The 19,833-nt window shown below is 67.4% G+C and carries 15 protein-coding genes and 2 pseudogenes; 2 read left to right on the top strand and 15 right to left on the bottom strand.

The genetic code is table 11. The features are described 5' to 3' along the window. Nucleotides 1-89 precede the first annotated feature (89 nt). Nucleotides 90-626: a TRAP transporter small permease gene (locus tag AC0IZS_RS31210; RefSeq protein WP_471639205.1), complete on the bottom strand. Its 537-nt coding sequence runs from the start codon at nt 624-626 to the stop codon at nt 90-92. A 2-nt stretch (nt 627-628) separates the two neighbouring features. Next, nucleotides 629-1,645 (bottom strand): TRAP transporter substrate-binding protein, encoded by a 1,017-nt coding sequence (locus AC0IZS_RS31205; RefSeq protein ID WP_471639204.1) that lies wholly within the window; start codon nt 1,643-1,645, stop codon nt 629-631. Nucleotides 1,646-1,840: 195 nt separating this feature from the next. On the opposite strand from AC0IZS_RS31205, the gene AC0IZS_RS31200 reads away from it, so the two are divergent. Both AC0IZS_RS31200 and AC0IZS_RS31195 read left to right on the top strand, forming a co-directional pair. Continuing rightward, nucleotides 1,841-2,371, top strand: a complete 531-nt coding sequence (locus AC0IZS_RS31200; RefSeq protein ID WP_471639203.1) for a winged helix DNA-binding protein — start codon at nt 1,841-1,843, stop codon at nt 2,369-2,371. A gap of 55 nt (nt 2,372-2,426) precedes the next feature. Continuing rightward, nucleotides 2,427-6,070: pseudogene (locus tag AC0IZS_RS31195) on the top strand (hydantoinase B/oxoprolinase family protein). 3 nt (nt 6,071-6,073) lie between these two features. On the opposite strand, the gene mnhG reads toward AC0IZS_RS31195, so the two are convergent. From mnhG to AC0IZS_RS31130, 13 genes and pseudogenes are all read right to left on the bottom strand, one after another. Beyond that, entirely contained in the window at nt 6,074-6,448 is a 375-nt protein-coding gene (gene mnhG / locus AC0IZS_RS31190) for a monovalent cation/H(+) antiporter subunit G (RefSeq protein ID WP_471639202.1), read from the bottom strand. Continuing rightward, complete coding sequence (locus tag AC0IZS_RS31185) at nt 6,445-6,723, bottom strand: K+/H+ antiporter subunit F (protein WP_322591709.1); 279 nt, start codon at nt 6,721-6,723, stop codon at nt 6,445-6,447. The genes mnhG and AC0IZS_RS31185 overlap by 4 nt, the downstream gene beginning before the upstream one ends. Then, nucleotides 6,720-7,220, bottom strand: a complete 501-nt coding sequence (locus AC0IZS_RS31180; RefSeq protein ID WP_471639201.1) for a Na+/H+ antiporter subunit E — start codon at nt 7,218-7,220, stop codon at nt 6,720-6,722. Before AC0IZS_RS31180 ends, AC0IZS_RS31185 begins: the two co-directional genes overlap by 4 nt. Then, nucleotides 7,220-8,938 (bottom strand): monovalent cation/H+ antiporter subunit D, encoded by a 1,719-nt coding sequence (locus tag AC0IZS_RS31175; RefSeq protein WP_471639200.1) that lies wholly within the window; start codon nt 8,936-8,938, stop codon nt 7,220-7,222. Before AC0IZS_RS31175 ends, AC0IZS_RS31180 begins: the two co-directional genes overlap by 1 nt. Then, entirely contained in the window at nt 8,938-9,303 is a 366-nt protein-coding gene (locus AC0IZS_RS31170) for a Na+/H+ antiporter subunit C (protein ID WP_322591706.1), read from the bottom strand. Before AC0IZS_RS31170 ends, AC0IZS_RS31175 begins: the two co-directional genes overlap by 1 nt. Beyond that, nucleotides 9,303-12,289 (bottom strand): annotated as a pseudogene (locus tag AC0IZS_RS31165) (monovalent cation/H+ antiporter subunit A). Before AC0IZS_RS31165 ends, AC0IZS_RS31170 begins: the two are co-directional and overlap by 1 nt. Nucleotides 12,290-12,433: 144 nt before the next feature. Next, a complete protein-coding gene (locus AC0IZS_RS31160; protein ID WP_471639199.1) occupies nt 12,434-12,868 on the bottom strand; it encodes a ComEA family DNA-binding protein in 435 nt (144 codons plus the stop codon). Nucleotides 12,869-12,945: 77 nt separating this feature from the next. Then, nucleotides 12,946-14,100 carry a lipopolysaccharide assembly protein LapB gene (lapB, locus tag AC0IZS_RS31155; protein ID WP_471639198.1) on the bottom strand — a complete coding sequence of 385 codons (1,155 nt, stop codon included), beginning with the start codon at nt 14,098-14,100 and terminating at the stop codon, nt 12,946-12,948. Continuing rightward, on the bottom strand, nt 14,090-14,401 hold the full coding sequence (locus AC0IZS_RS31150) for a LapA family protein (protein ID WP_179681181.1): 312 nt from the start codon (nt 14,399-14,401) through the stop codon (nt 14,090-14,092). Before AC0IZS_RS31150 ends, lapB begins: the two co-directional genes overlap by 11 nt. 112 nt (nt 14,402-14,513) lie before the next feature. Beyond that, nucleotides 14,514-14,864 carry an integration host factor subunit beta gene (locus AC0IZS_RS31145; protein ID WP_057206225.1) on the bottom strand — a complete coding sequence of 117 codons (351 nt, stop codon included), beginning with the start codon at nt 14,862-14,864 and terminating at the stop codon, nt 14,514-14,516. A 78-nt stretch (nt 14,865-14,942) separates the two neighbouring features. Then, on the bottom strand, nt 14,943-16,628 hold the full coding sequence (rpsA, locus tag AC0IZS_RS31140) for a 30S ribosomal protein S1 (RefSeq protein WP_007852596.1): 1,686 nt from the start codon (nt 16,626-16,628) through the stop codon (nt 14,943-14,945). 196 nt (nt 16,629-16,824) lie between these two features. Beyond that, a complete protein-coding gene (locus tag AC0IZS_RS31135; RefSeq protein WP_471639197.1) occupies nt 16,825-18,879 on the bottom strand; it encodes a bifunctional 3-phosphoshikimate 1-carboxyvinyltransferase/cytidylate kinase in 2,055 nt (684 codons plus the stop codon). Then, a complete protein-coding gene (locus tag AC0IZS_RS31130) occupies nt 18,879-19,763 on the bottom strand; it encodes a prephenate dehydrogenase (protein WP_471639196.1) in 885 nt (294 codons plus the stop codon). The genes AC0IZS_RS31135 and AC0IZS_RS31130 overlap by 1 nt, the downstream gene beginning before the upstream one ends. Nucleotides 19,764-19,833 lie beyond the last annotated feature (70 nt).

Here is a 19,833-nt window from a genome sequence, read left to right as displayed (position 1 = left end):
TGCGGCAGGCAGCCTGTTGTTATCGGCGGGGCTCAGAAGATGTGAATGAATCCCGCATGAGCGGGCATGGCGGGTTCATTCACACCGTCTCAGATGTCAGAAGAGAAGTCGCCCTTGGCGTGGCGTTCTTCGACGGCGCGCACGAAGGTGGGCACGCCGCCGCGCAGCACGATGATGAATTCATCGACCACGGCCACCCACAGCAGGATGGAGCCGAGCGCAAAGCTCAGCTGCGGAATCCACAGGGGCATCGGCAGCAGGCCCTGGGAGATGTCGTTGAACTCCCAGCTCTCGTAGGTGTAGCTGCAGGCCGCCCACATGAGGTAGCCCACGGCCACCGAGCCGATGGCCAGCGCCACCACTTCGAGCTGGCGGCAGCGGCGCGGGGGCAGCTTTTCCAGCAGCAGCGTCACGCGCACGAAATCACCGTGCTTGAAGGCGTGGGCCATGGCCAGAAAGGCGGCCGCGGCGCAGAACCAGGCCACGATGTCGTTGATGGCGCCCGTGCGCAGGCCCAGCTCGCGCATGATGCTCTGCGCAACCATAAGCACGCAGATCAGCACGATGCAGCCGGCGCCTGCGGCGCCGGCGGCCAGGTAGATGCGGTCGAGCCAGCGGCGCAGCATGGTCACTTCTTGGCCGGTGCCGCAGCAGCAGGGCCGCTCTTGCGGTAGGCGGTGATGATGGCCTCACCCTCGGGTCCGGCCTTCTTGATCCAGTCGGCCAGCATGATCTCGCCCACCTGGCGCATGTCGGCCATGAGCTTGGGTGCCGGCGTGACGATCTTCATGCCCTTCTCGGTCAGTGCCTTCTTGTACCACTCGGTCTTCTCGGCGCTGACCTTCCAGCCGCGCGTTTCGGCTTCGGCCGATGCCTTGAGCAAGGCGTCCTGGCTGGGCTTGTCCAGCGCATCGAAAGCCTTCTTGTTCACGATGACGGCGTTCTTGGGCAGCCAGGCCTGGGTGTCGTGAAAGAGCTTGATGCTCTCGTAGATCTTGCTGTCATAGCCGGTGGAGCCCGAGGTCATGGTGGCTTCCACCACACCCGTGGCCAGCGCCTGCGAAAGCTCTGCCGCCTGGATGGTCACGGGCTGCGCACCGATCAGTTCGGCGATCTTGGCCGTGGCGGGGCTGTAGGCGCGCCACTTGATGCCACGCAGGTCGGCCACCGAAGCCAGTTCCTTCTTGGAGTAGATGCCCTGCGGGGGCCAAGCCACGGCGTACAGCAGCTTCATGCCCTGCGAGCCCAGCAGCTTGTCCAGCGATGCCTTCTGGGCGTCGTACAGGCGCTTGGAGTCTGCATAGGAAGTGGCGAGGAAGGGGATGCCGTCCACGCCATACAGCGGGTTCTCGTTTTCAAAGTTGCCCAGCAGCACTTCGCCCGCAGGCGCCTGGCCGCCCTGCACGGCGCGCTTGATCTCGTTGGCCTTGAACAGCGAGGCGTTGGCATGCACCGTGATCTTGAGCTTGCCGGCGGTGGCCGTGTCCACGTCCTTGGCGAACTGCACCAGGTTTTCGGTGTGGAAATTGCTGACCGGGTAGGCGGCGGCAAGATCCCACTTGGTCTGGGCCATGACCGAAGTAGCGGTGAAACCGAAGGCCAGTGCCAGGCCGAGAGCAGTGACGGGGAAGATTCGACGCTTCATGGAATAGCTCCGCAGGTGAAGAGGACGTGGGAAAGGAAAGGAGTCAGGCTCTCGGCGACTGTATCGAAAACAACTCGTTACCGCCTAGGTGTTTTGCCTGAACGTTGACAAATTGCCAACAAATCATTGGTGACTTGCCTACAATTGCCACATGCACATCCCGTGCCAGTTTCGACTTCTGCAAAGGCGCTTTCCATGAAACCTGCGGCCCGGGCCAAGGCCGATTCCGGACCCATCGTGTCGTCCGCGCACCTGGTGTCGGCGCAGAGCGCCGAGATGAGCGAGTTCGAGTTTGGCCTCATCGTCGCGGGCAATGCCTTTCACCGCTGGGTGGTGCATTGCATGTCGGCGGCGGGCCTCAAGGACCTCACGCCGCTGGACGTGGTGGTGCTGCACCATGTGACGCACCGGGCGCGCGACAAGCGCTTGGCGGACATCTGCTTCATCATGAATGTGGAAGACACCCACCTGGTGAACTACGCCCTCAAGAAGCTGCAGAACCTGGGCGTGGTGGCCTCCCAGAAGAACGGCAAGGAGGTGACCTACGCGGCCACCGACGTGGGCCGGGCCTATGTGCAGCGCTACCGCGAGATCCGCGAGCGCTGCCTGATCGACGCCCTGCATGCCGACGATGCCCTGAACCGCGACATCGGCGAACTGGCCCGTTTGCTGCGGGTGCTCTCGGGCATGTACGACCAGGCGGCGCGTTCGGCGGCTTCCCTGTGATGGGCGGTGGCACCGTTCCTTGGCTTCCTCCTTTTTACCTACCGATTGCATGACGATGGCATCTTCTGCTTCCACCCACCCTGCGCGCTGGCAATTCTGGATCGACCGGGGGGCACCTTCACCGACGTGGTCGGCAAGCGGCCCGACGGCAGCCTGGTCACGCACAAGCTGCTGTCCGAGAACCCCGAGCAGTACAAGGACGCGGCCGTGGCCGGCATCCGCCACCTGCTGGGTCTGAAAGCGGGGGAGCCGGTGACACCCGAGGTGGTGGAGTGCGTGAAGATGGGCACCACCGTGGCCACCAATGCGCTGCTGGAGCGCAAGGGTGAACCCACGCTCCTGATCACCACCCGGGGCTTTCGCGATGCACTGCGCATCGCCTACCAGAACCGCCCGCGCCTGTTCGACCGCCACATCGTGCTGCCCGAGCTCTTGTACACCCGCGTGATCGAGGCACAGGAGCGCATGGGTGCGCACGGCGAGGTGATCGAGGCGCTGGACGAGGCGCACCTCAAGGAACGCCTGTGGGCGGCGTATGACGCCGGCCTGCGCAGCGCGGCCGTGGTCTTCATGCACGGCTACCGCTACACCGCACACGAGGAGGCCGCCGCCCGCCTGGCGCGCGAAGCCGGCTTCACGCAGGTGAGTGCGTCGCACGCCACCAGCCCCATGATGAAGCTGGTGAGCCGCGGCGACACCACGGTGGTGGACGCCTACCTCTCGCCCATCCTGCGCCGCTATGTGGAGCAGGTGGCCAGCGAGATGCCGGGCGTGCCGCTGTTCTTCATGCAGTCGTCCGGCGGCCTGACCGACGCGCATGCCTTCCAGGGCAAGGACGCCATCCTCTCGGGCCCGGCTGGCGGCATCGTCGGCATGGCACGCACGGCCGGCCTGGCCGGGCACCAGCGCGTGATCGGCTTCGATATGGGGGGCACCTCCACCGACGTGAGCCACTACGCGGGCGAGTTCGAGCGCGAGTTCGAGACCCAGGTGGCCGGCGTGCGCATGCGCGCGCCGATGATGAGCATCCACACCGTGGCGGCCGGCGGCGGCTCCATCCTCGGCTTCGACGGCGCACGCTTTCGCGTCGGGCCCGAGAGTGCCGGCGCCAACCCCGGCCCGGCCAGCTACCGCCGCGGCGGCCCGCTGGCCGTGACCGACGCCAACGTGATGGTCGGCAAGATCCAGCCCGCGCACTTCCCGCGCGTGTTCGGCCATGGCGCCAACGAGGCGCTGGACGGCGATGCCGTGGCGCAAAAATTCGCCGCGCTGTCGCAGCGGACCGGCCGTGCCGGCGAGGACGTGGCCCACGGTTTCATCCAGATCGCCGTGCAGCAGATGGCCAATGCCATCAAGAAGATCTCGGTGGCGCGCGGCTACGACGTGACGCGCTACACCCTGCAGTGCTTTGGCGGTGCCGGCGGCCAGCATGCCTGCCTGGTGGCCGATGCCCTGGGCATGACGCGCGTGTTCGTACACCCGCTGGCCGGTGTGCTCAGCGCCTATGGCATGGGCCTGGCCGACCAGAACGTGATCCGCGAGCAGGCGGTGGAATGCAAGCTGGCGCCCGATGCGCTGGCGGGCATCGAGGCCACGCTGGAGCGCCTGGCCGCGGCCGCGCGCTCTGAACTGGAGCAGCAGGCGGGCGACGGCACCGCCACGGTGCATCGGCGCGTACACGTGCGCTACGAGGGCAGCGACAGCGCCCTCATCGTTCCGTTCGGTAGCATCGAGGCCATCATGGCGGGGTTCGAGTCGGCCTACCGCCAGCGCTTCGCCTTCCTCATGCAGGGCAAGGGCCTGGTGGTGGAGGCCGTATCGGTCGAGGCCGTGGTGGCGGGCGATGCGCCCGAGGAGCCGCGCCACGCCCTGAACCCGGCGCGCGAGGTTCCGCGCCGCAGCACCGTGCGCATGTACACCGGTGGAACCGACGGGGTGCCCGCCTGGCACGACGCGGCCCTGGTGGTGCGCGAGGACCTGCGCCCGGGCGACATGATTCCCGGGCCGGCCATCATCGCCGAGAAGAACGCCACCACCATCGTCGAGCCCGGCTGGGAGGCGCAACTGACCGACCTCGACCACCTGCTGCTGGAGCGCCGCGTGGCGCGGGCCGTGCAGCACGCGGTGGGGACCACGGTGGACCCGGTGCTGCTCGAAGTGTTCAACAACCTGTTCATGAACATCGCCGAGCAGATGGGCCTGCAACTGCAGAACACGGCCTACTCGGTGAACATCAAGGAGCGCCTGGACTTCAGCTGTGCGCTGTTCGACGCGGCGGGCAATCTGATCGCCAATGCGCCGCACATGCCGGTGCATCTGGGCTCGATGGGCGAGAGCATCAAGACCGTGATCCGCGACAACGCGGGCCGCATGCAGCCCGGTGACGTGTTCGTGCTCAACGACCCGTACCACGGCGGCACGCACCTGCCCGACATCACGGTGATCACCCCGGTCTACATCGGCGAGGAGGCCGAGCCCACCTTCTACGTGGGCAGCCGCGGCCACCATGCGGACGTGGGTGGCATCACGCCAGGCTCCATGCCTCCGTTTTCCACGCGCATCGAAGAAGAGGGCGTGCAGATCAACAATGTGAAGCTGGTCGAGCGCGGCGTGCTGCGCGAGGCCGAGATGATCGCGCTGCTGGAAAGCGGTGAGTACCCCTCGCGCAACCCGCAGCAGAACATGGCCGACCTGCGCGCGCAGATCGCCGCCAACGAAAAGGGCCAGCAGGAGCTGCGCCGCATGGTGGGCGAGTTCGGCCTGGATGTCGTGCAGGCCTACATGCTGCATGTGCAGGACAACGCCGAGGAATCGGTGCGCCGCGTGATCACGCGCCTGAAGGATGGCCAGTTCACCTTGCCGCTGGACAATGGCTCGCAGATCACCGTGGCCGTGCGCGTGGATGCCAAGAACCGCAGCGCCGAGATCGACTTCACGGGCACCAGCGCGCAGCAGACGCACAACTTCAACGCCCCCACGGCGGTGTGCATGGCGGCGGTGCTGTATGTGTTCCGCACCCTGGTGCAGGACGACATTCCGCTCAACGCGGGCTGTCTCAAGCCGCTCAAGGTCATCATCCCGCCGGGCTCCATGCTCAACCCGAACCCACCGGCCTCGGTGGTGGCGGGCAATGTGGAGACCTCGACCTGCATCACCAATGCCCTCTACGGTGCGCTGGGCCTGATGGCAGCGGGGCAGTGCACCATGAACAACTTCACCTTCGGCAGCGAGCGCTATCAGTACTACGAGACCATCTCGGGCGGCAGCGGTGCGGGCGGCGTGTGGGATGCCTCGGGTGCGCTGGTGGACGGCTTTGCCGGCACGAGCGTGGTGCAGTGCCACATGACCAATTCCCGCCTCACCGACCCCGAGGTGCTGGAGTTCCGCTTCCCGGTGCGGCTTGAAGGCTACGAGATCCGCAAGGGCTCGGGCGGTGCCGGCCGCTGGGCCGGCGGCGATGGTGGCGTGCGCCGCGTGCGCTTCCTGGAGCCCATGACGGCCAGCATCCTCTCCAATGGCCGCCACCATGGCGCCTTCGGCATGGCCGGCGGTTCAGCGGGGGCGGTGGGCGTCAACAAGGTGGTGCGTGCCAACGGCCAGGTGGAGGCACTCGACCACATCGGCCAGGCGCAGATGCAGCCGGGCGATGTGTTCGAGATCCACACCCCTGGAGGCGGTGGCTTCGGCCAGCCCCGTTGAGGTTCAGGAGTCCTTGCGCCCGGGGGGCGTGACGCTGCTCAGGCTGGGCGGCACGTCCTGCCCGGCCTGGCGGGCCCGGAACAGGGCTGCGCGCATCAAGAAGATCGAGGTCACCGGCACGGTGACGGCCACGAAGCCGGCGATCAGCAGCGCATGCAGCGCCAGGCTGCCGTCGGCCACCGAAAAGTAGACCACCGTGGCATGCATGATGCACCAGCATCCCATGGTCGCGGCGATGGAAGGCGCGTGCAGGCGCTCGAAGAAGGTCGGCAGGCGCAGCAGGCCGGTGGCGCCCAGCAGGGCCATGGCAGCGCCCAGCAGCACCAGGGCAGCGACCACGATTTCCAGCCACAGGGGCAGTGCGCTGGCGGGCGTCATTCGATCACCTCGCCGCGCAGCAGGAACTTGGCCATGGCCACCGATCCCACGAAGCTGAACAGTGCCAGCAGCAATGCCGCCTCGAAGTAGTTCTTGCTGCCATACAACAGGCCCAGCACCAGCATGAGCAGCATGCCATTAAGGTACATGCAGTCGAGTGCCAGCACCCGGTCCTGCGCCGAGGGGCCCTTGAGCAGGCGGGCCAGCGCGCAACCCATGGCCAGCACCAGCATGAAGAGGGCGGCGGGCAGGGCCCAGTCGAGTATGGGGGTCATGATTCGAATATCTCCATGAGGGGGTGCTCGTAGCGCCGCTTGATCTGGGCGATGAACGCCGCTTCATCGCCCACCTCCAGCACGTGCAGCATGAGCACGCTGCGGTCCACCGCAAGCTCGGCCCAGGCCGTGCCGGGGGCGATGCTGACGATGACCGCCAGCACCGCCAGCGCATTGGCATCGCGCAGTTCCAGCGGAATCTGCACGAAGACCGAGGGATGGCGCCTGTGGCCGGGCGAAAGCAGCAGCCGCGAGACGGCGATGTTCGATTGCACGGTGTCGGCCATCACCGTGAGGGCCAGGCGCAGCACGGTGCCCGGGGCGCGCACGCGCACCGGCAACGGGCGCAGCCCCGCCGTGAGCAGCGGGATGGCGAGTGCGAGGACGCTGCCCAGCACCAGGTTGCCAGCGCTGACCGAACGGTTGAGCAGCAGCCACAGCGCGAGCAGCGCCAGGGACAGCAGGGGCGCGGGGAGGATGCGCTTGACGACCCGCATCATTGCGGCCTCCCGTTCGCGCCGGGCGCGGTGCCGGGCGGGTTGGGCACGGGCATGGCGGACATCACGGCGCGCACATAGGTGCCCGGCGCGTGCAGCGCATCGGCCGTGGCCTGGGTGTAGCGCATCACGGCACCGGCCTGCCAGGTCAGCAGCGCGCAGCCCACGAGCAGCATGGCGATGGGCAGGCCTTCCAGCACCAGCAGCTTGGGCGAGGCGCGGTCGTGCGAGGCCCAGAAGTGGCGTATGCCCGCACGCGTGAGGGCGATCAACGCCAGCAGGCCTGTGCCCACCATCAGTGCCAGCAGCGCCCAGCCCGCGGAGCCGAGCACGAAGCCGCCCGACGGCCCCAGGCCCAGCGGGTTGAGCAGGGCATGGATCATGGCGAACTTGCCCACGAAGCCGGGCAGCGGCGGCAACCCGGCGATCACCAGGGTGCAGGCCATGAAGGCCAGGCCCAGGAAGGCCACGGCGGCGGGGATGACCTGGCCGATCAGCACCTCCTCCTTGTCGTCCAGGTTCAGGCCCTGCGTGGGCACCAGGTCGGGGGTGAGGAAGGGGGCGTCGTCGGTCTGCTCGTGGGGCGCGAGGTTGGAGCCGTCGTTGCGCCAGCGGTCGATCAGGTCGGTCAGCAAGAAGAGCGCGCTTACGGCCAGCGTGGAGCCCAGCAGGTAGTACAGCAGCCCGGCCGTGAGCAGGGTCTGCCCGAAGCCCAGGGCCGCCAGCAGCGTGCCCGACGAGAGGATGGCCGCATAACCCGCCAGGTGCCCCAGGCGCTGCGAGCCCAGCATGCCCACGGCGCCGAAGGCCATGGTCACCAGCCCCGCGCCGATGAGCCACTGGCTGCCGAACTGGGCCGAGTCGCCGGCATCGCTGCTGAACATCAGCGTCCATAGCCGCAGGATGCTGTAGACGCCCACCTTGGTCATCAGCGCGAACAGGGCGCCCACCGGTGCGGTGGCTGCGCTGTAGGCCGGCACCAGCCAGAAGTTGAGCGGCCACACTGCGGCCTTGATGAGGAAGGCCACGGCCAGGATGCCGGCCGCTGCATGCAGCAGCCCGCGGTCGGACGCATGGATGCCCGCGATGCCACGGGCCAGGTCGGCCATGTTCAGCGTGCCGGTGATGCCGTAGAGCATGGACACGCCGATCAGGAACAGCGACGAGGCCGCCAGGTTGATGGCGATGTAGTGCAGCCCGGCCGATACGCGCGGCCGGCCCGAGCCGTGCAGCAGCAGCCCGTACGAGGCGGCCAGCATGATCTCGAAGAACACGAACAGGTTGAACAGGTCGGCCGTAAGGAAGGCGCCCGCCAGACCCATGAGCTGGAACTGGAACAGCGGGTGGAAATGCACCCCCGCCTTGTGCCAGCGTGCCACCGAGAACAGCACCGTGGCCAGCGCCACCGTGCTGGCCAGCACCAACATCATGGCCGAGAGGCGGTCCAGCGCCAGCACGATGCCGAAGGGGGCTGGCCAGTTGCCCGGCAGGTACACCCCCAGGCTGGTCTGCACGCCAGGCTGCTTGGCCTGCACCAGCAGCAGCACAGAGATGACCAGGCCGAGGAAGGTGGAGCCCACGTTCATGGCCACCTTGGTGCGCTGGCGCTCCTCGCGCAGCAGCAGCATGAGGCCGGCCGTGAGCAGCGGCAGCGCAATCGGCGCCAGGATCAGGTGCGGCATGAGCAGCGCCGTGACGTGTGCGGTCAGCTCGCCCATCATGGCATCTCCTGGGCGTCTTGGGCGCGGGTGCCGTCCACGTGGTCGGTGCCCGACATGCCGCGCGATGCCAGCAGCACCACCAGGAACAGCGCCGTCATGGCAAAGCCGATGACGATGGCCGTGAGCGTGAGCGCCTGGGGCATGGGGTCTGCATAGTGGGCCAGGTCCTGCGGCAGGCCGGCCCTGAGCACCGGCTCCTTGTTGATCGCCAGGCCCAGACGGCCCATGCTGAAGATGAACAGGTTCACGGCGTACGACAGCAGCGCCAGCCCCATGATGACCTGGAAGGTGCGCGGGCGCAGCAGCAGCCACACGCCCGAGCCGGTGAGTATGCCGATGGCCAGGGCCAGAATCAGTTCCATCAGAGGGCTCCTTGGGCCGTTGGGGCGTGGTTCGGGGTGGTGGCGACCGATGCGGCGGCCATGGCGGCGGCCTGCTCCTCCAGCGCTTCCTCGGCGGCGCGGGCGTTGTAGCGGTGGCTGCGCACCGACTGGTGGGCGATGGCCGTGAGGATCAGCAAGGTGGAGCCCACCACCAGCGTGAACACGCCGATGTCGAAGAACAGGGCACTGGCCACATGCACCTCACCCACGACGGGCAGGTGCAGGTGCGCCGTGTGGCTGGTGAGGAAGGGGTAGCCCCAGAACAGCGCCCCCAGGCCCGTGGCCAGGGCGATCAGCAGGCCGGTGCCGATCCAGCGGCGCGGGTACAGGGGCAGGTGGGCCTCGACCCACGAGGTGCCCGACACCATGTACTGCAGCAGCAGCGCCACCGAGAACACGAGCCCGGCCACGAAGCCGCCGCCCGGCTCGTTGTGTCCGCGCATGAAGAGGTACACCGCCACCAGGGTCGCAAACGGCAGCAGCAGGCGCACCAGCACGGCGGGCACCATGAGGTAACCCACAGCGGTGTCCGTGGTCTGGCGCGGGTTGGCCAGGTCGGTGGCCACGTCGGCCGGCACCGCGCGTTGCTGGGGCGGCAGGTCCATCACCTCGCGTGCCGGGCGAAAGCGCCGCAGCAGCGCATACACGGTGAGCGCCACGATGCCCAGCACCACGATCTCGCCGAAGGTGTCGAAGCCGCGGAAGTCCACCAGCATCACGTTGACCACGTTGGTGCCGCCGCCATCGGTGAGGGCACGCTCCAGGAAGAAGGTGGAGGTGCTCTCGGGGAAGGGGCGGCTCATCATGGCAAACGACAGCAGCGCCATGCCGCAGCCGGTGACCAGGGCCAGGGTCATGTCGCGGTAGCGGCGCAGCTGGGTGCGGCGCTCCTGCGCCAGCGTGGGCACGCGCAGGCTCTCGTCACGCCGCGGCAGCCAGCGCAGGCCCAGCAGGATGAGGATGGTGGTCACCACCTCGACCACGATCTGCGTGAGCGCCAGGTCCGGCGCCGAGAACCACAGAAAGGTCAGGCAGGTACACAGGCCGGCACCGCCGAGCAGGGTGAGGGCGGCCAGCCGGTGGTACTTGGCCTGCCACGCGGCCGCCACGGCACACAGGGAACCCAGCAGCCAGAGCACCGCGAACGCGGGCGACAGCGGCAACTGCTCACGCGCGCCGATGGGCAGGCCGCGGACCCACAGCGGCAGCGTGCCGGCCACCAGGGCTGCAGCCACCAGCCACAGCATCTGCCACTGCAGGCGCCCGGTGCCCAGCACGCGCCGGCCATTGCGCCCGGCCAGCGACAGCCAGGCCAGCAGGCCCTCGAAGAGCTGCTTGCCGTTGATGTGGCGCATGAGCGGCGGTGCATCGAGCGCGCCGCGCGCGCGCAGCCAGCGCAGTAGCAGGTACAGGGCGATGCCGCCGGCCAGTGCCACCAGGCTCATCACGAAAGGGGTGTTGAAGCCGTGCCATACGGCCAGGCTGTAAGTGGGCAGCTCGCCGCCCACCACCGGGCGCGCGGCGGCCTGCAGCACGGCGCCGACAGACCAGGCCGGCAAGGTGCCCACCACCAGGCAGGCCAGCACCAGCAGTTCGACCGGCACGCGCATCCAGTGCGGGGGCTCGTGCGGGGCATGGGGCAGGTCGGTGGCGGGCGGGCCCCAGAACACATCGACCGTGAAGCGCAGCGAGTACGCCACGCTGAAGATGCCGGCCACGGTGGCGGCCACGGGCAGCAGGGTTTCGAGCCAGGGCACGGTGTTCACGAACACCGTCTCGGCGAAGAACATCTCCTTGGACAGGAAGCCGTTGAGCAGCGGCACGCCCGCCATGGCCGCGCTGGCCACCATGGCCAGCGTGCCGGTGATGGGCATCATGCGCACCAGGCCCGACAGGCGCCGGATGTCGCGCGTGCCGCTCTCGTGGTCAACGATGCCGGCGGCCATGAACAGCGAGGCCTTGAAGGTTGCGTGGTTCATGATGTGGAACACGGCGGCCACGGCCGCCAGCGGGCTGTTCAGGCCCAGCAGCAGGGTGATGAGGCCCAGGTGCGAGATGGTGGAGTAGGCCAGCAGCCCCTTGAGGTCGTTCTGGAACATGGCCGCATAGCCGCCCACCAGCAGCGTACACAGGCCTGCGCCGCCCACCAGCCAGAACCACTGCTCCGTGCCCGCCAGCGCCGGCCACAGCCGCGCCAGCAAAAAGACGCCGGCCTTGACCATGGTGGCGGAGTGCAGGTAGGCCGACACCGGCGTGGGTGCCGCCATGGCGTTCGGCAGCCAGAAGTGGAAGGGGAACTGCGCGCTCTTGGTGAAGGCGCCCAGCAGGATCAGCACCAGCGCCGTGAGGTACAGCGGGTGCGCCTTGATCAATGCGCCGGCGGCCAGCACGTGGTCCAGGTCGTAGCTGCCCACGATGTGGCCCAGCACCAGCATGCCGGCCAGCATGCACAGCCCGCCTGTGCCCGTGACGGTGAGCGCCATGCGCGCGCCGCGCCGCGCATCCTTGCGGTGGTGCCAGTAGCCAATCAGCAAAAAGGAGAACAGGCTGGTCAGCTCCCAGAACAGCGCGATCTGGATGATGTTGCCCGAGAGCACCACGCCCACCATGGCCCCCATGAAGGCCAGGAAGAAGGAGAAAAAGCGCGGTACCGGGTCGGCCGCCGACATGTAGTAGCGCGCATACAGCACCACCAGCGAGCCCACGCCCAGCACCAGCATGCAGAACATCCAGGCGAAGCCGTCGAGCCGCAGCACCAGGTTCAGGCCGAGTGCCGGCAGCCAGACGATCTCCTGGCGCAGCACCTCCCCCCTGCGATCTGGGGGAAGTACAGCGCGGCCTGCACCGTGCAGAACAGGGCGATGAGTCCGGCCAGGGTGGACTCGGTGTTGCGGGCGTTGGCGGGCAGGACGGCCGCCAGAAGGCTGCCGATGAAGGGGAGAAGGATGAGGGTGATCAGGGGCATGCCTGAACGATTTTAGGGTGTGCTTCGAAAGTCCCTTTGCGCGGCCGGAGAGGCGGCGCCCCGCATGGGCGCAGGACGCCCATGAAAAAGCCCGCCGAAGCGGGCTGGTGGGCAGGCGGATGCGCTCCGGGCGCCTCCTGGGCCTTACTTTTTCGCGTCGCTGGCAGCTGCCTGGGGTGCGGACGCGGCGGTGGCTGGCGCTGCGGCCTTGTCTTTCTTCTTGCCGGCGGGCTTATCATCGCCCTTGGCTGCGGTCTTGCTCGCCTTGGCGTCTGCTTCTTTCTTCTTCTTGTCGGCCTTGGCCTGGGCTGCGGCGCTGAAGCGCTTGCCGTTGACGGTCAGGCCTTCGGCCGAGAACTTGGCGGCCGTCTTCTCGCCCACGCCGCCCACGCGGCCGATGAAGTCGTTCCAGTCCTTGAACTCGCTGGTCTTGCGCTCGTTGAGGATCTTCTCGGACATGGCCGGGCCGATGCCCTTGATGCCATCGAGTTCGGCCGCACTGGCCTTGTTCACGTCCACGGCCGCAAATGCGGTGCCGGCAAACAGCAGGGCGATGATGAACAGGAATTTCTTGAACATGGATACGACTCCCTCGGTGTTGTGGTGCCGATCATCATATCGGTCGGCGCCCTGGGATCAAGTCGCTTGTGCCACCGCTACAGTTCTTCCACGCGCCGAGCCGGGTAGCTGTCCCAGGTCTGGCAGCCCGGGCATTGCCAGAAGTGCTGGCGTGCCTCGAAGCCGCAGGCTGCGCAGCGGTAGCGGGTGAGGGGTTTGACGGCATGGTCCAGCGCGCGCTGGACCTGCGGGTGGAAGGACTCGTGCTCCAGCTTTTCGCCGGCCAGCCATTTGGCGGCGGCCACCAGGGATTTTTCCTTGTCCAAGTGGTCCACATAGCGCTGGCGGGCGCCTTCGCCGGCACCCTGGGCGGTGTCGATGGCGACCAGGCTCTCCAGCACGTCGAGCGAGGGCCCGCCGTCGTAGTGCTCCTGCAGCAGGGCCTGGACCTGGGCCGTCTGGCCCGTGGTGGCGGCCACCTCGACCATCAGCGGCGCAGCCAGGGGCAGGGCGGCGGGGTTGTGCTGGCCCAGTGCCTTCAGGGTGGCCAGCGCGGCGGCCGGCTGGCCCATGAGGTGCTGCAGGCGTGCCATGTCGATGCGCGCCCGTGCGGCGCCCGGCGCGGCGGCCACGGCCTGCTCCAGCAGGGCCAGGGCGCCGGCGTGGTCCGCCTGGCCGCTGAGCGCCGCGGCCTGCTCGCACAGGTAGTGCGCCTGGCGGGTGCTGAAGTCGCCCTGGTCGGCATCGTGCATCTTGCGCGCGATGGTGGTGGCATGGGGCCAGTCGCGCGAGCGTTCGTAGATGGCCAGCAGCGCCAGCCGCGCCTGGGCTTCGAAGGGCGTGCCTTCCAGGCGGTTGAGCGCATCTTCGGCGCGGTCGAGCAGGCCGGCCTTGAGGAAGTCGAGTGCCAGCGCATGCTGGGCGCGCTCGCGGTCGGTGCGGCTGAGGTCACCGCGCGAGAGCAGGTGCTCATGCACGCGCACGGCCCGGTCGTACTCGCCACGGCGGCGAAACAGGTTGCCCAGGGCAAAGTGCAGTTCCGAGGTGTCGGGGTCGTTCTGTACGGCCTCGATGAAGGCGTCGATGGCCTGGTCCTGCTGCTCGTTGAGCAGGAAGTTCAGGCCCTTGAAGTAGGCCTTGGGTGCGCGGCGGTTCTCGGCACGCAACTGGCGCAGGTCGAAACGCGATGCCAGCCAACCGAGCACGAAGGCCAGCGGCAGGCCCAGCAAAATCCAGCTGAGGTCAAATTCCATGGATGGGGGGCATCTCGGCAGGTGCGGCTTCGGCCGGGACAGCGGCCTTGGCGGGAGTTGCGGGCGGCGCTTGCTTGAGGGCCTGGCGCGCCACGCTGCGGTGCTTCCACCAGCGTGGCACCATGCCCAGCACGCCCACGATGAGGCCGGCGGAAAACGCCGTGAGCACGACCAGCACCAGTGGCGCGCGCCACTGTGTGCCGAAGAAGAAATGCACGGTGGCGTCCTGCTGGTTGTTCAGCGCGAACGCGAAGAGGGTAAAAAAAATGGCTGCCTTGAGCAGCCACAGGAGGTATTTCATGGGGCTCCCCGGTGGTGGGGAGATTCTAAGGCGGCAGTGGAGCCGTCCCTGTGATGGTGCGCACCCGTGTGGGGAATGCGCGTCCCTGTGGGCGATCCGTTCGCCCGGCGTGTCAACCCGAGGTACCCGTGGCCTTGGCCGCGGCTGCCGGGGCGGGCGCACCGTCGTCTTCCATCTCGGCCGTGCGCTTGTCCACGGCTTCGCGCAAGGCCTTGCCTGGCTTGAAGTGGGGCACGCGCTTTTCGGGGATGGCCACGGCTTCGCCGCTGCGCGGGTTGCGGCCCATGCGCGGCGGACGGTGGTTCACCGAGAAGCTGCCGAAACCCCGGATCTCGATGCGATGGCCACGCACCAGCGCGTCGCCCACGGCGTCAAGAATGGTCTTGACGGCGTATTCGGCATCGCGGTGGGTGAGCTGGCCAAAACGGGCGGCCAGTTCTTCAACAAGGTCAGAGCGGGTCATGGTATCGGGATGTCGGGTAGAAGAGAAGCGGGCGCACGAGGCGCCCGCTGACTGACCTTCAGGAGGTCAAGCCGTCACTCACTTGTCGGAGTTGTCCAGCTTGGCGCGCAGCAGAGCGCCCAGGCTGGTCGTACCGGCGCTTTCGCGGCTCGATTGCTGGCTCAGGCTGGCCATCGCGCCTTGCTCGTCGGCCATGTCCTTTTGCTTGATCGACAGCTGGATGTTGCGGGTCTTGCGATCCACATTGACCACCACAGCGGTGACTTCGTCGCCTTCCTTGAGCACGTTGCGGGCATCTTCCACGCGGTCGCGGGAGATTTCCGAAGCGCGCAGGTAGCCCACGATGTCTTCGCCGAGGTCGATTTCAGCGCCACGGGCGTCCACGGTCTTGACCTTGCCGGTCACCGTCTGGCCCTTGTCGTTCACGGTCACGAAGGTGGTGAATGGGTCGCCGTCGAGCTGCTTGATGCCCAGCGAGATGCGTTCACGGTCCACGTCCACGGCCAGCACGATGGCTTCCACTTCCTGGCCCTTCTTGTAGTTGCGAACAGCGGCTTCGCCGGGTTCGTTCCACGAGAGGTCGGACAGGTGCACCAGGCCGTCGATGCCGGCAGCCAGGCCCACGAACACGCCGAAGTCGGTGATCGACTTGATCGGACCCTTGACGCGGTCACCGCGCTTCGTGTCCTGTGCGAATTCTTGCCATGGGTTGGCCTTGCACTGCTTCATGCCCAGGCTGATGCGGCGCTTGTCTTCGTCGATTTCCAGAACCATGACTTCGACTTCATCACCCAGCGAAACCAGCTTGGCGGGAGCGATGTTCTTGTTGGTCCAGTCCATTTCGGAGACGTGTACCAGGCCTTCGATGCCGGGTTCGAGTTCGACGAACGCGCCGTAGTCGGCAATGTTCGTGATCTTGCCGAACAGGCGCGTACCTTGGGGGTAGCGGCGGTTCACGCCCATCCATGGGTCGTCGCCCATTTGCTTGAGACCCAGCGAGACACGGTTCTTCTCGGTGTCGAACTTGAGGATCTTGGCCGTGATTTCCTGACCAGCCGTCACCACTTCCGATGGGTGACGCACACGGCGCCATGCCATGTCGGTGATGTGCAGCAGGCCGTCGATGCCGCCCAGGTCCACGAACGCACCGTATTCGGTGATGTTCTTGACCACGCCTTGAACGATGGAGCCTTCCTTGAGGGTTTCCATCAGCTTGGCGCGCTCTTCGCCCATGGAGGCTTCCACCACGGCGCGGCGGCTCAGCACCACGTTGTTGCGCTTGCGGTCGAGCTTGATGACCTTGAATTCCAGGGTCTTGTTCTCGTAAGGCGTCAGGTCCTTGATAGGACGCGTGTCGATCAGCGAACCGGGCAGGAATGCGCGGATGCCGTTGACCAGAACGGTCAGGCCGCCCTTGACCTTGCCGCTGGTGGTGCCGGTGACGAATTCGCCGGATTCCAGGGCCTTTTCCAGGCTCATCCACGAAGCCAGGCGCTTGGCGGTGTCGCGCGACAGGATGGTGTCGCCGTAGCCGTTTTCGATGGAGCCAATGGCCACCGACACGAAGTCACCCACTTGGACTTCGACTTCGCCCTTGTCGTTCTTGAATTCTTCCAGCGGCACGTAGGCTTCAGACTTGAGGCCGGCGTTGACCACGACGAAGTTGTGTTCCACGCGCACGACTTCGGCGGTGATCACTTCGCCTGGGCGCATTTCGGTACGCTGCAGGGATTCTTCAAAAAGGGCGGCAAAAGATTCTGACATGTGTTTCCTTGCCACAAACAGGATTCCGGGAGCACCATTGCTTCCGTTTTTATAGCTGCTTGCGGTGGTTTTTTGCGGCAAAGCCGCGGTTAGGTGGTGGTTGATCCACAGGGCCCGTGCGCTGGTGAGCGAGCGGTGCCTTTCGGGGCCGTGCAGGGCTTGCGCCCTGGCTTGCAGCGCCTTGCGGCCCTGCCAGTCAGCCCTGCGCGGCCGGGGCTGCGAAAGGCTGCCGCTCCTGCCACCAGACAAGCACCTGATCGACGGCTTCATCAATCGTCAATTCGGAGTTGTCCAGCACCAGGGCGTCCTGCGCGGGCTTCAAGGGGGCGACGCTGCGGGAACTGTCCCGCGCATCGCGCGCCTCAAGGTCTGCACGAAGGTCGGCTATGTTAGCCGAAAATCCCTTTGAAATCAACTGCTTATACCGGCGCTCCGCACGGCAGGCGGCGCTGGCCGTCAAATACACCTTGAGCGGGGCCTGTGGGAAGATCACCGTGCCCATGTCGCGGCCGTCGGCCACCAGGCCCGGCAGGCGCCGAAAGCTGTGCTGCAGGTCCACCAGGGCCTCGCGCACGGCAGGCAGGGAGGACACGCGCGAGGCGTTCATGCCCGCTTCCTCGGTGCGGATGGCGTCGGTCACGTCGTCGTTGCCCAGCAACACGCGCCCGCCCTCGAAATGCACGGGCAGGGTCTTGGCCATGTCGGCAATGCGGGATTCGTGCGCGGCATCGATGGCCAGGCCCTGGCGGATGGCGGCCAGCGCCGTGATGCGGTACATGGCGCCCGAGTCGAGAAAGCGGTAGCCCAGGCGCTGGGCCACGGCCGCTGCCACGGTGCCCTTGCCCGAGGCCGTGGGGCCGTCGATGCAGATCACCGGGATCTGGTCGGTGGCGGCGTGCGCCACCGAGAACAGCGCCTCGAAATAGTCAGGAAAGGTCTTGGCCACGCACTTGGGGTCTTCGATGCGCACCGGCAGGCCTGCGGGGTTGAACGCCGCGAGCGAAAAGCACATCGCCACGCGGTGGTCGTCGTAGGTGTGGATGCTGGCGGCCTTCCAGTCGGCCAACTGCGTGGGCGGGGTCACGCGGATGAAGTCGGCGCCTTCCTCCACCGTGGCGCCGAGCTTGCGCAGCTCGGTGGCCATGGCGGCGATGCGGTCGGTTTCCTTCACGCGCCAGCTGGCGATGTTGGTCAGCCGGGTCGTGCCCTCGGCATACAGTGCCATCACCGCCAGGGTCATGGCCGCATCGGGAATGTGGTTGCAGTCGAGGTCGATGGCCTTGAGCGGCCAGCCCTGGCCGGGCTCGCCGCGGCGGATGTGCAGCCAGTTGGCGCCGCCGGTCAGCTGCGCGCCCATGGCGCGGGCGGCCTCAACAAAGCGGATGTCGCCCTGGATCGAATCGAGCCCCACGCCATGGATGCGGATGCCCTCGGGCAGCCCTTCATGGCTGGCGGCGATGGCGCCCAGCGCAATGAAATAGCTGGCCGAGGAGGCGTCGGCCTCGACGTGGATGTCGCCGGGCGAGCGGTACTGGCTGCCCGCGGCGATGGTGAAGCGCTGCCAGTCCTGGTGCGTGACGTCGATGCCGAAGCGCGCCAGCAATTGCAGGGTGATGGCGATGTAGGGCTTGGAGATCAGCTCGCCCACCACGTCGATCACGATGTCCTGGTCGCGCGCGGCCAGCGGCAGTGCCATGAGCAGGGCGGTGAGGAACTGGCTGGAGACATCGCCGCGCACGCGGATGGGCTCGGCCAGCGCCAGGGCCGGCACACCCTGGCCGTGCGCAATGCGCAAGGGCGGGTAGCCGTCGTTGCCCAGGTACTCGATCTGGCAGCCGAGCTGGCGCAGCGCGTCAACCAGGTCGCCGATGGGGCGCTCGTGCATGCGCGGCACGCCCGACAGCTCGAATTCGCCACCCAGCAGCGACAGTGCGGCGGTCAGCGGGCGCATGGCCGTGCCGGCATTGCCCATGAAAAGCCTGGCCGGGGAGCGGGGCGTGCCGCCGCCCAGGCCGGTGATGCGCACGGTGCGGTTGCTGCCGTCCTCGTCCACTGTGCAGCCGATCTGGCGCAGGGCGTCGAGCATGACGCGGGTGTCGTCCGAGGCGAGCAGGTCATGCACGGTGGTGGTGCCGGCACTCAGTGCGGCCAGCAGCAGCACGCGGTTGGAGATGCTCTTGGAGCCGGGCAGGTGGACTTCGCCGCCTGCGGCGTCGAGGGCTGGCAGGTCGAGGCAGGGGGTGCTGAACATCAACGGCCCTTGCTCGTGCGCTGCGCACCCATGCGCCAGTGCGCGCGGGTCTCGCTGGCCAGGGTGATCATGTCTTCCAGGGCCTGTGCGTCGCTTTTCTGCATGGCCTGCTCGATGTTCTGCAGCGTCTGCTGGAACAGGCGTGACTGGGCCAGCAGCTCTTCGCGGTTGGACAGCAGGATGTCGCGCCAGACCTTGGGGTCGCTGGCGGCAATGCGCGTGAAATCGCGAAAGCCCGGGCCGGCCAGCGACAGGAAGTCATCGCCATCGTTCTGGCCGGTGATGCTGTTCATCATGGCAAAGGCCAGCAGGTGGGGCAGGTGGCTCACGGCGGCGAAGGCCGCGTCGTGCGACTCGGGCGACATGCTGGTCACGCGGCAGCCCAGGGCGGTCCACACGGTCTCGGCCTGGCTGAGCTGCGTGGTCAGCGTTTTCTCGATGGGGGTCAGAATGACCTGGCGGCCGGAGTACAGCTCGGCATCGGCATGTTCCACGCCCGAGACCTCGCGGCCGGTGATGGGGTGGGCGGGCACGAAGGATCCCACCTGGTCGCGCAGTGCGCGGCGCGCGGCCTGCACCACGTCGGCCTTGGTGGAGCCCACGTCCATGATCAGCATGTTGGGCGTGACCAGGTGGCGGATGGCCTTGAGCGTGGCCTCGGTGGCGGCCACGGGCACGGCCACCAGCACGATGTCAGCGCCGGCTACGGCCAGCAGGGCCGACGGGGCTTCCACGTCGATCACGCCGAGCTGGCGCGCGCGGTCGGTGGTGGAGGGCGACTTGCTGTAGCCCACCACCCGCTTGACGAGGCCGGCCTTCTTCATCGCCAGGGCGAAGGAGCCGCCCATGAGGCCGCAGCCGATGAGTCCCAATTGTTCAAACATGGTGCGATTCCGGCGTGTGTCGGTGCGGGGCCGTTCCCCGCGAGAGCGCGGTCGCCCCGACAGGGGGGGC

Source organism: Acidovorax sp. AC410 (assembly GCF_979253235.1).
The sequence above is the reverse complement of the archived record's forward strand: the minus strand, read 5'-3'. Positions and strand labels throughout refer to the sequence as shown.

Excerpts from the sequence above, each read along its gene's own strand:
- AC0IZS_RS31210 (WP_471639205.1), bottom strand. The coding sequence starts at position 626 with ATGCTGCGCCGCTGGCTCGACCGCATCTACCTGGCCGCCGGCGCCGCA.
- AC0IZS_RS31205 (WP_471639204.1), bottom strand. The coding sequence starts at position 1,645 with ATGAAGCGTCGAATCTTCCCCGTCACTGCTCTCGGCCTGGCACTGGCC.
- AC0IZS_RS31200 (WP_471639203.1), top strand. The coding sequence starts at position 1,841 with ATGAAACCTGCGGCCCGGGCCAAGGCCGATTCCGGACCCATCGTGTCG.
- mnhG (WP_471639202.1), bottom strand. The coding sequence starts at position 6,448 with ATGACGCCCGCCAGCGCACTGCCCCTGTGGCTGGAAATCGTGGTCGCT.
- AC0IZS_RS31185 (WP_322591709.1), bottom strand. The coding sequence starts at position 6,723 with ATGACCCCCATACTCGACTGGGCCCTGCCCGCCGCCCTCTTCATGCTG.
- AC0IZS_RS31180 (WP_471639201.1), bottom strand. The coding sequence starts at position 7,220 with ATGCGGGTCGTCAAGCGCATCCTCCCCGCGCCCCTGCTGTCCCTGGCG.
- AC0IZS_RS31175 (WP_471639200.1), bottom strand. The coding sequence starts at position 8,938 with ATGGGCGAGCTGACCGCACACGTCACGGCGCTGCTCATGCCGCACCTG.
- AC0IZS_RS31170 (WP_322591706.1), bottom strand. The coding sequence starts at position 9,303 with ATGGAACTGATTCTGGCCCTGGCCATCGGCATACTCACCGGCTCGGGC.
- AC0IZS_RS31160 (WP_471639199.1), bottom strand. The coding sequence starts at position 12,868 with ATGTTCAAGAAATTCCTGTTCATCATCGCCCTGCTGTTTGCCGGCACC.
- lapB (WP_471639198.1), bottom strand. The coding sequence starts at position 14,100 with ATGGAATTTGACCTCAGCTGGATTTTGCTGGGCCTGCCGCTGGCCTTC.
- AC0IZS_RS31150 (WP_179681181.1), bottom strand. The coding sequence starts at position 14,401 with ATGAAATACCTCCTGTGGCTGCTCAAGGCAGCCATTTTTTTTACCCTC.
- AC0IZS_RS31145 (WP_057206225.1), bottom strand. The coding sequence starts at position 14,864 with ATGACCCGCTCTGACCTTGTTGAAGAACTGGCCGCCCGTTTTGGCCAG.
- rpsA (WP_007852596.1), bottom strand. The coding sequence starts at position 16,628 with ATGTCAGAATCTTTTGCCGCCCTTTTTGAAGAATCCCTGCAGCGTACC.
- AC0IZS_RS31135 (WP_471639197.1), bottom strand. The coding sequence starts at position 18,879 with ATGTTCAGCACCCCCTGCCTCGACCTGCCAGCCCTCGACGCCGCAGGC.
- AC0IZS_RS31130 (WP_471639196.1), bottom strand. The coding sequence starts at position 19,763 with ATGTTTGAACAATTGGGACTCATCGGCTGCGGCCTCATGGGCGGCTCC.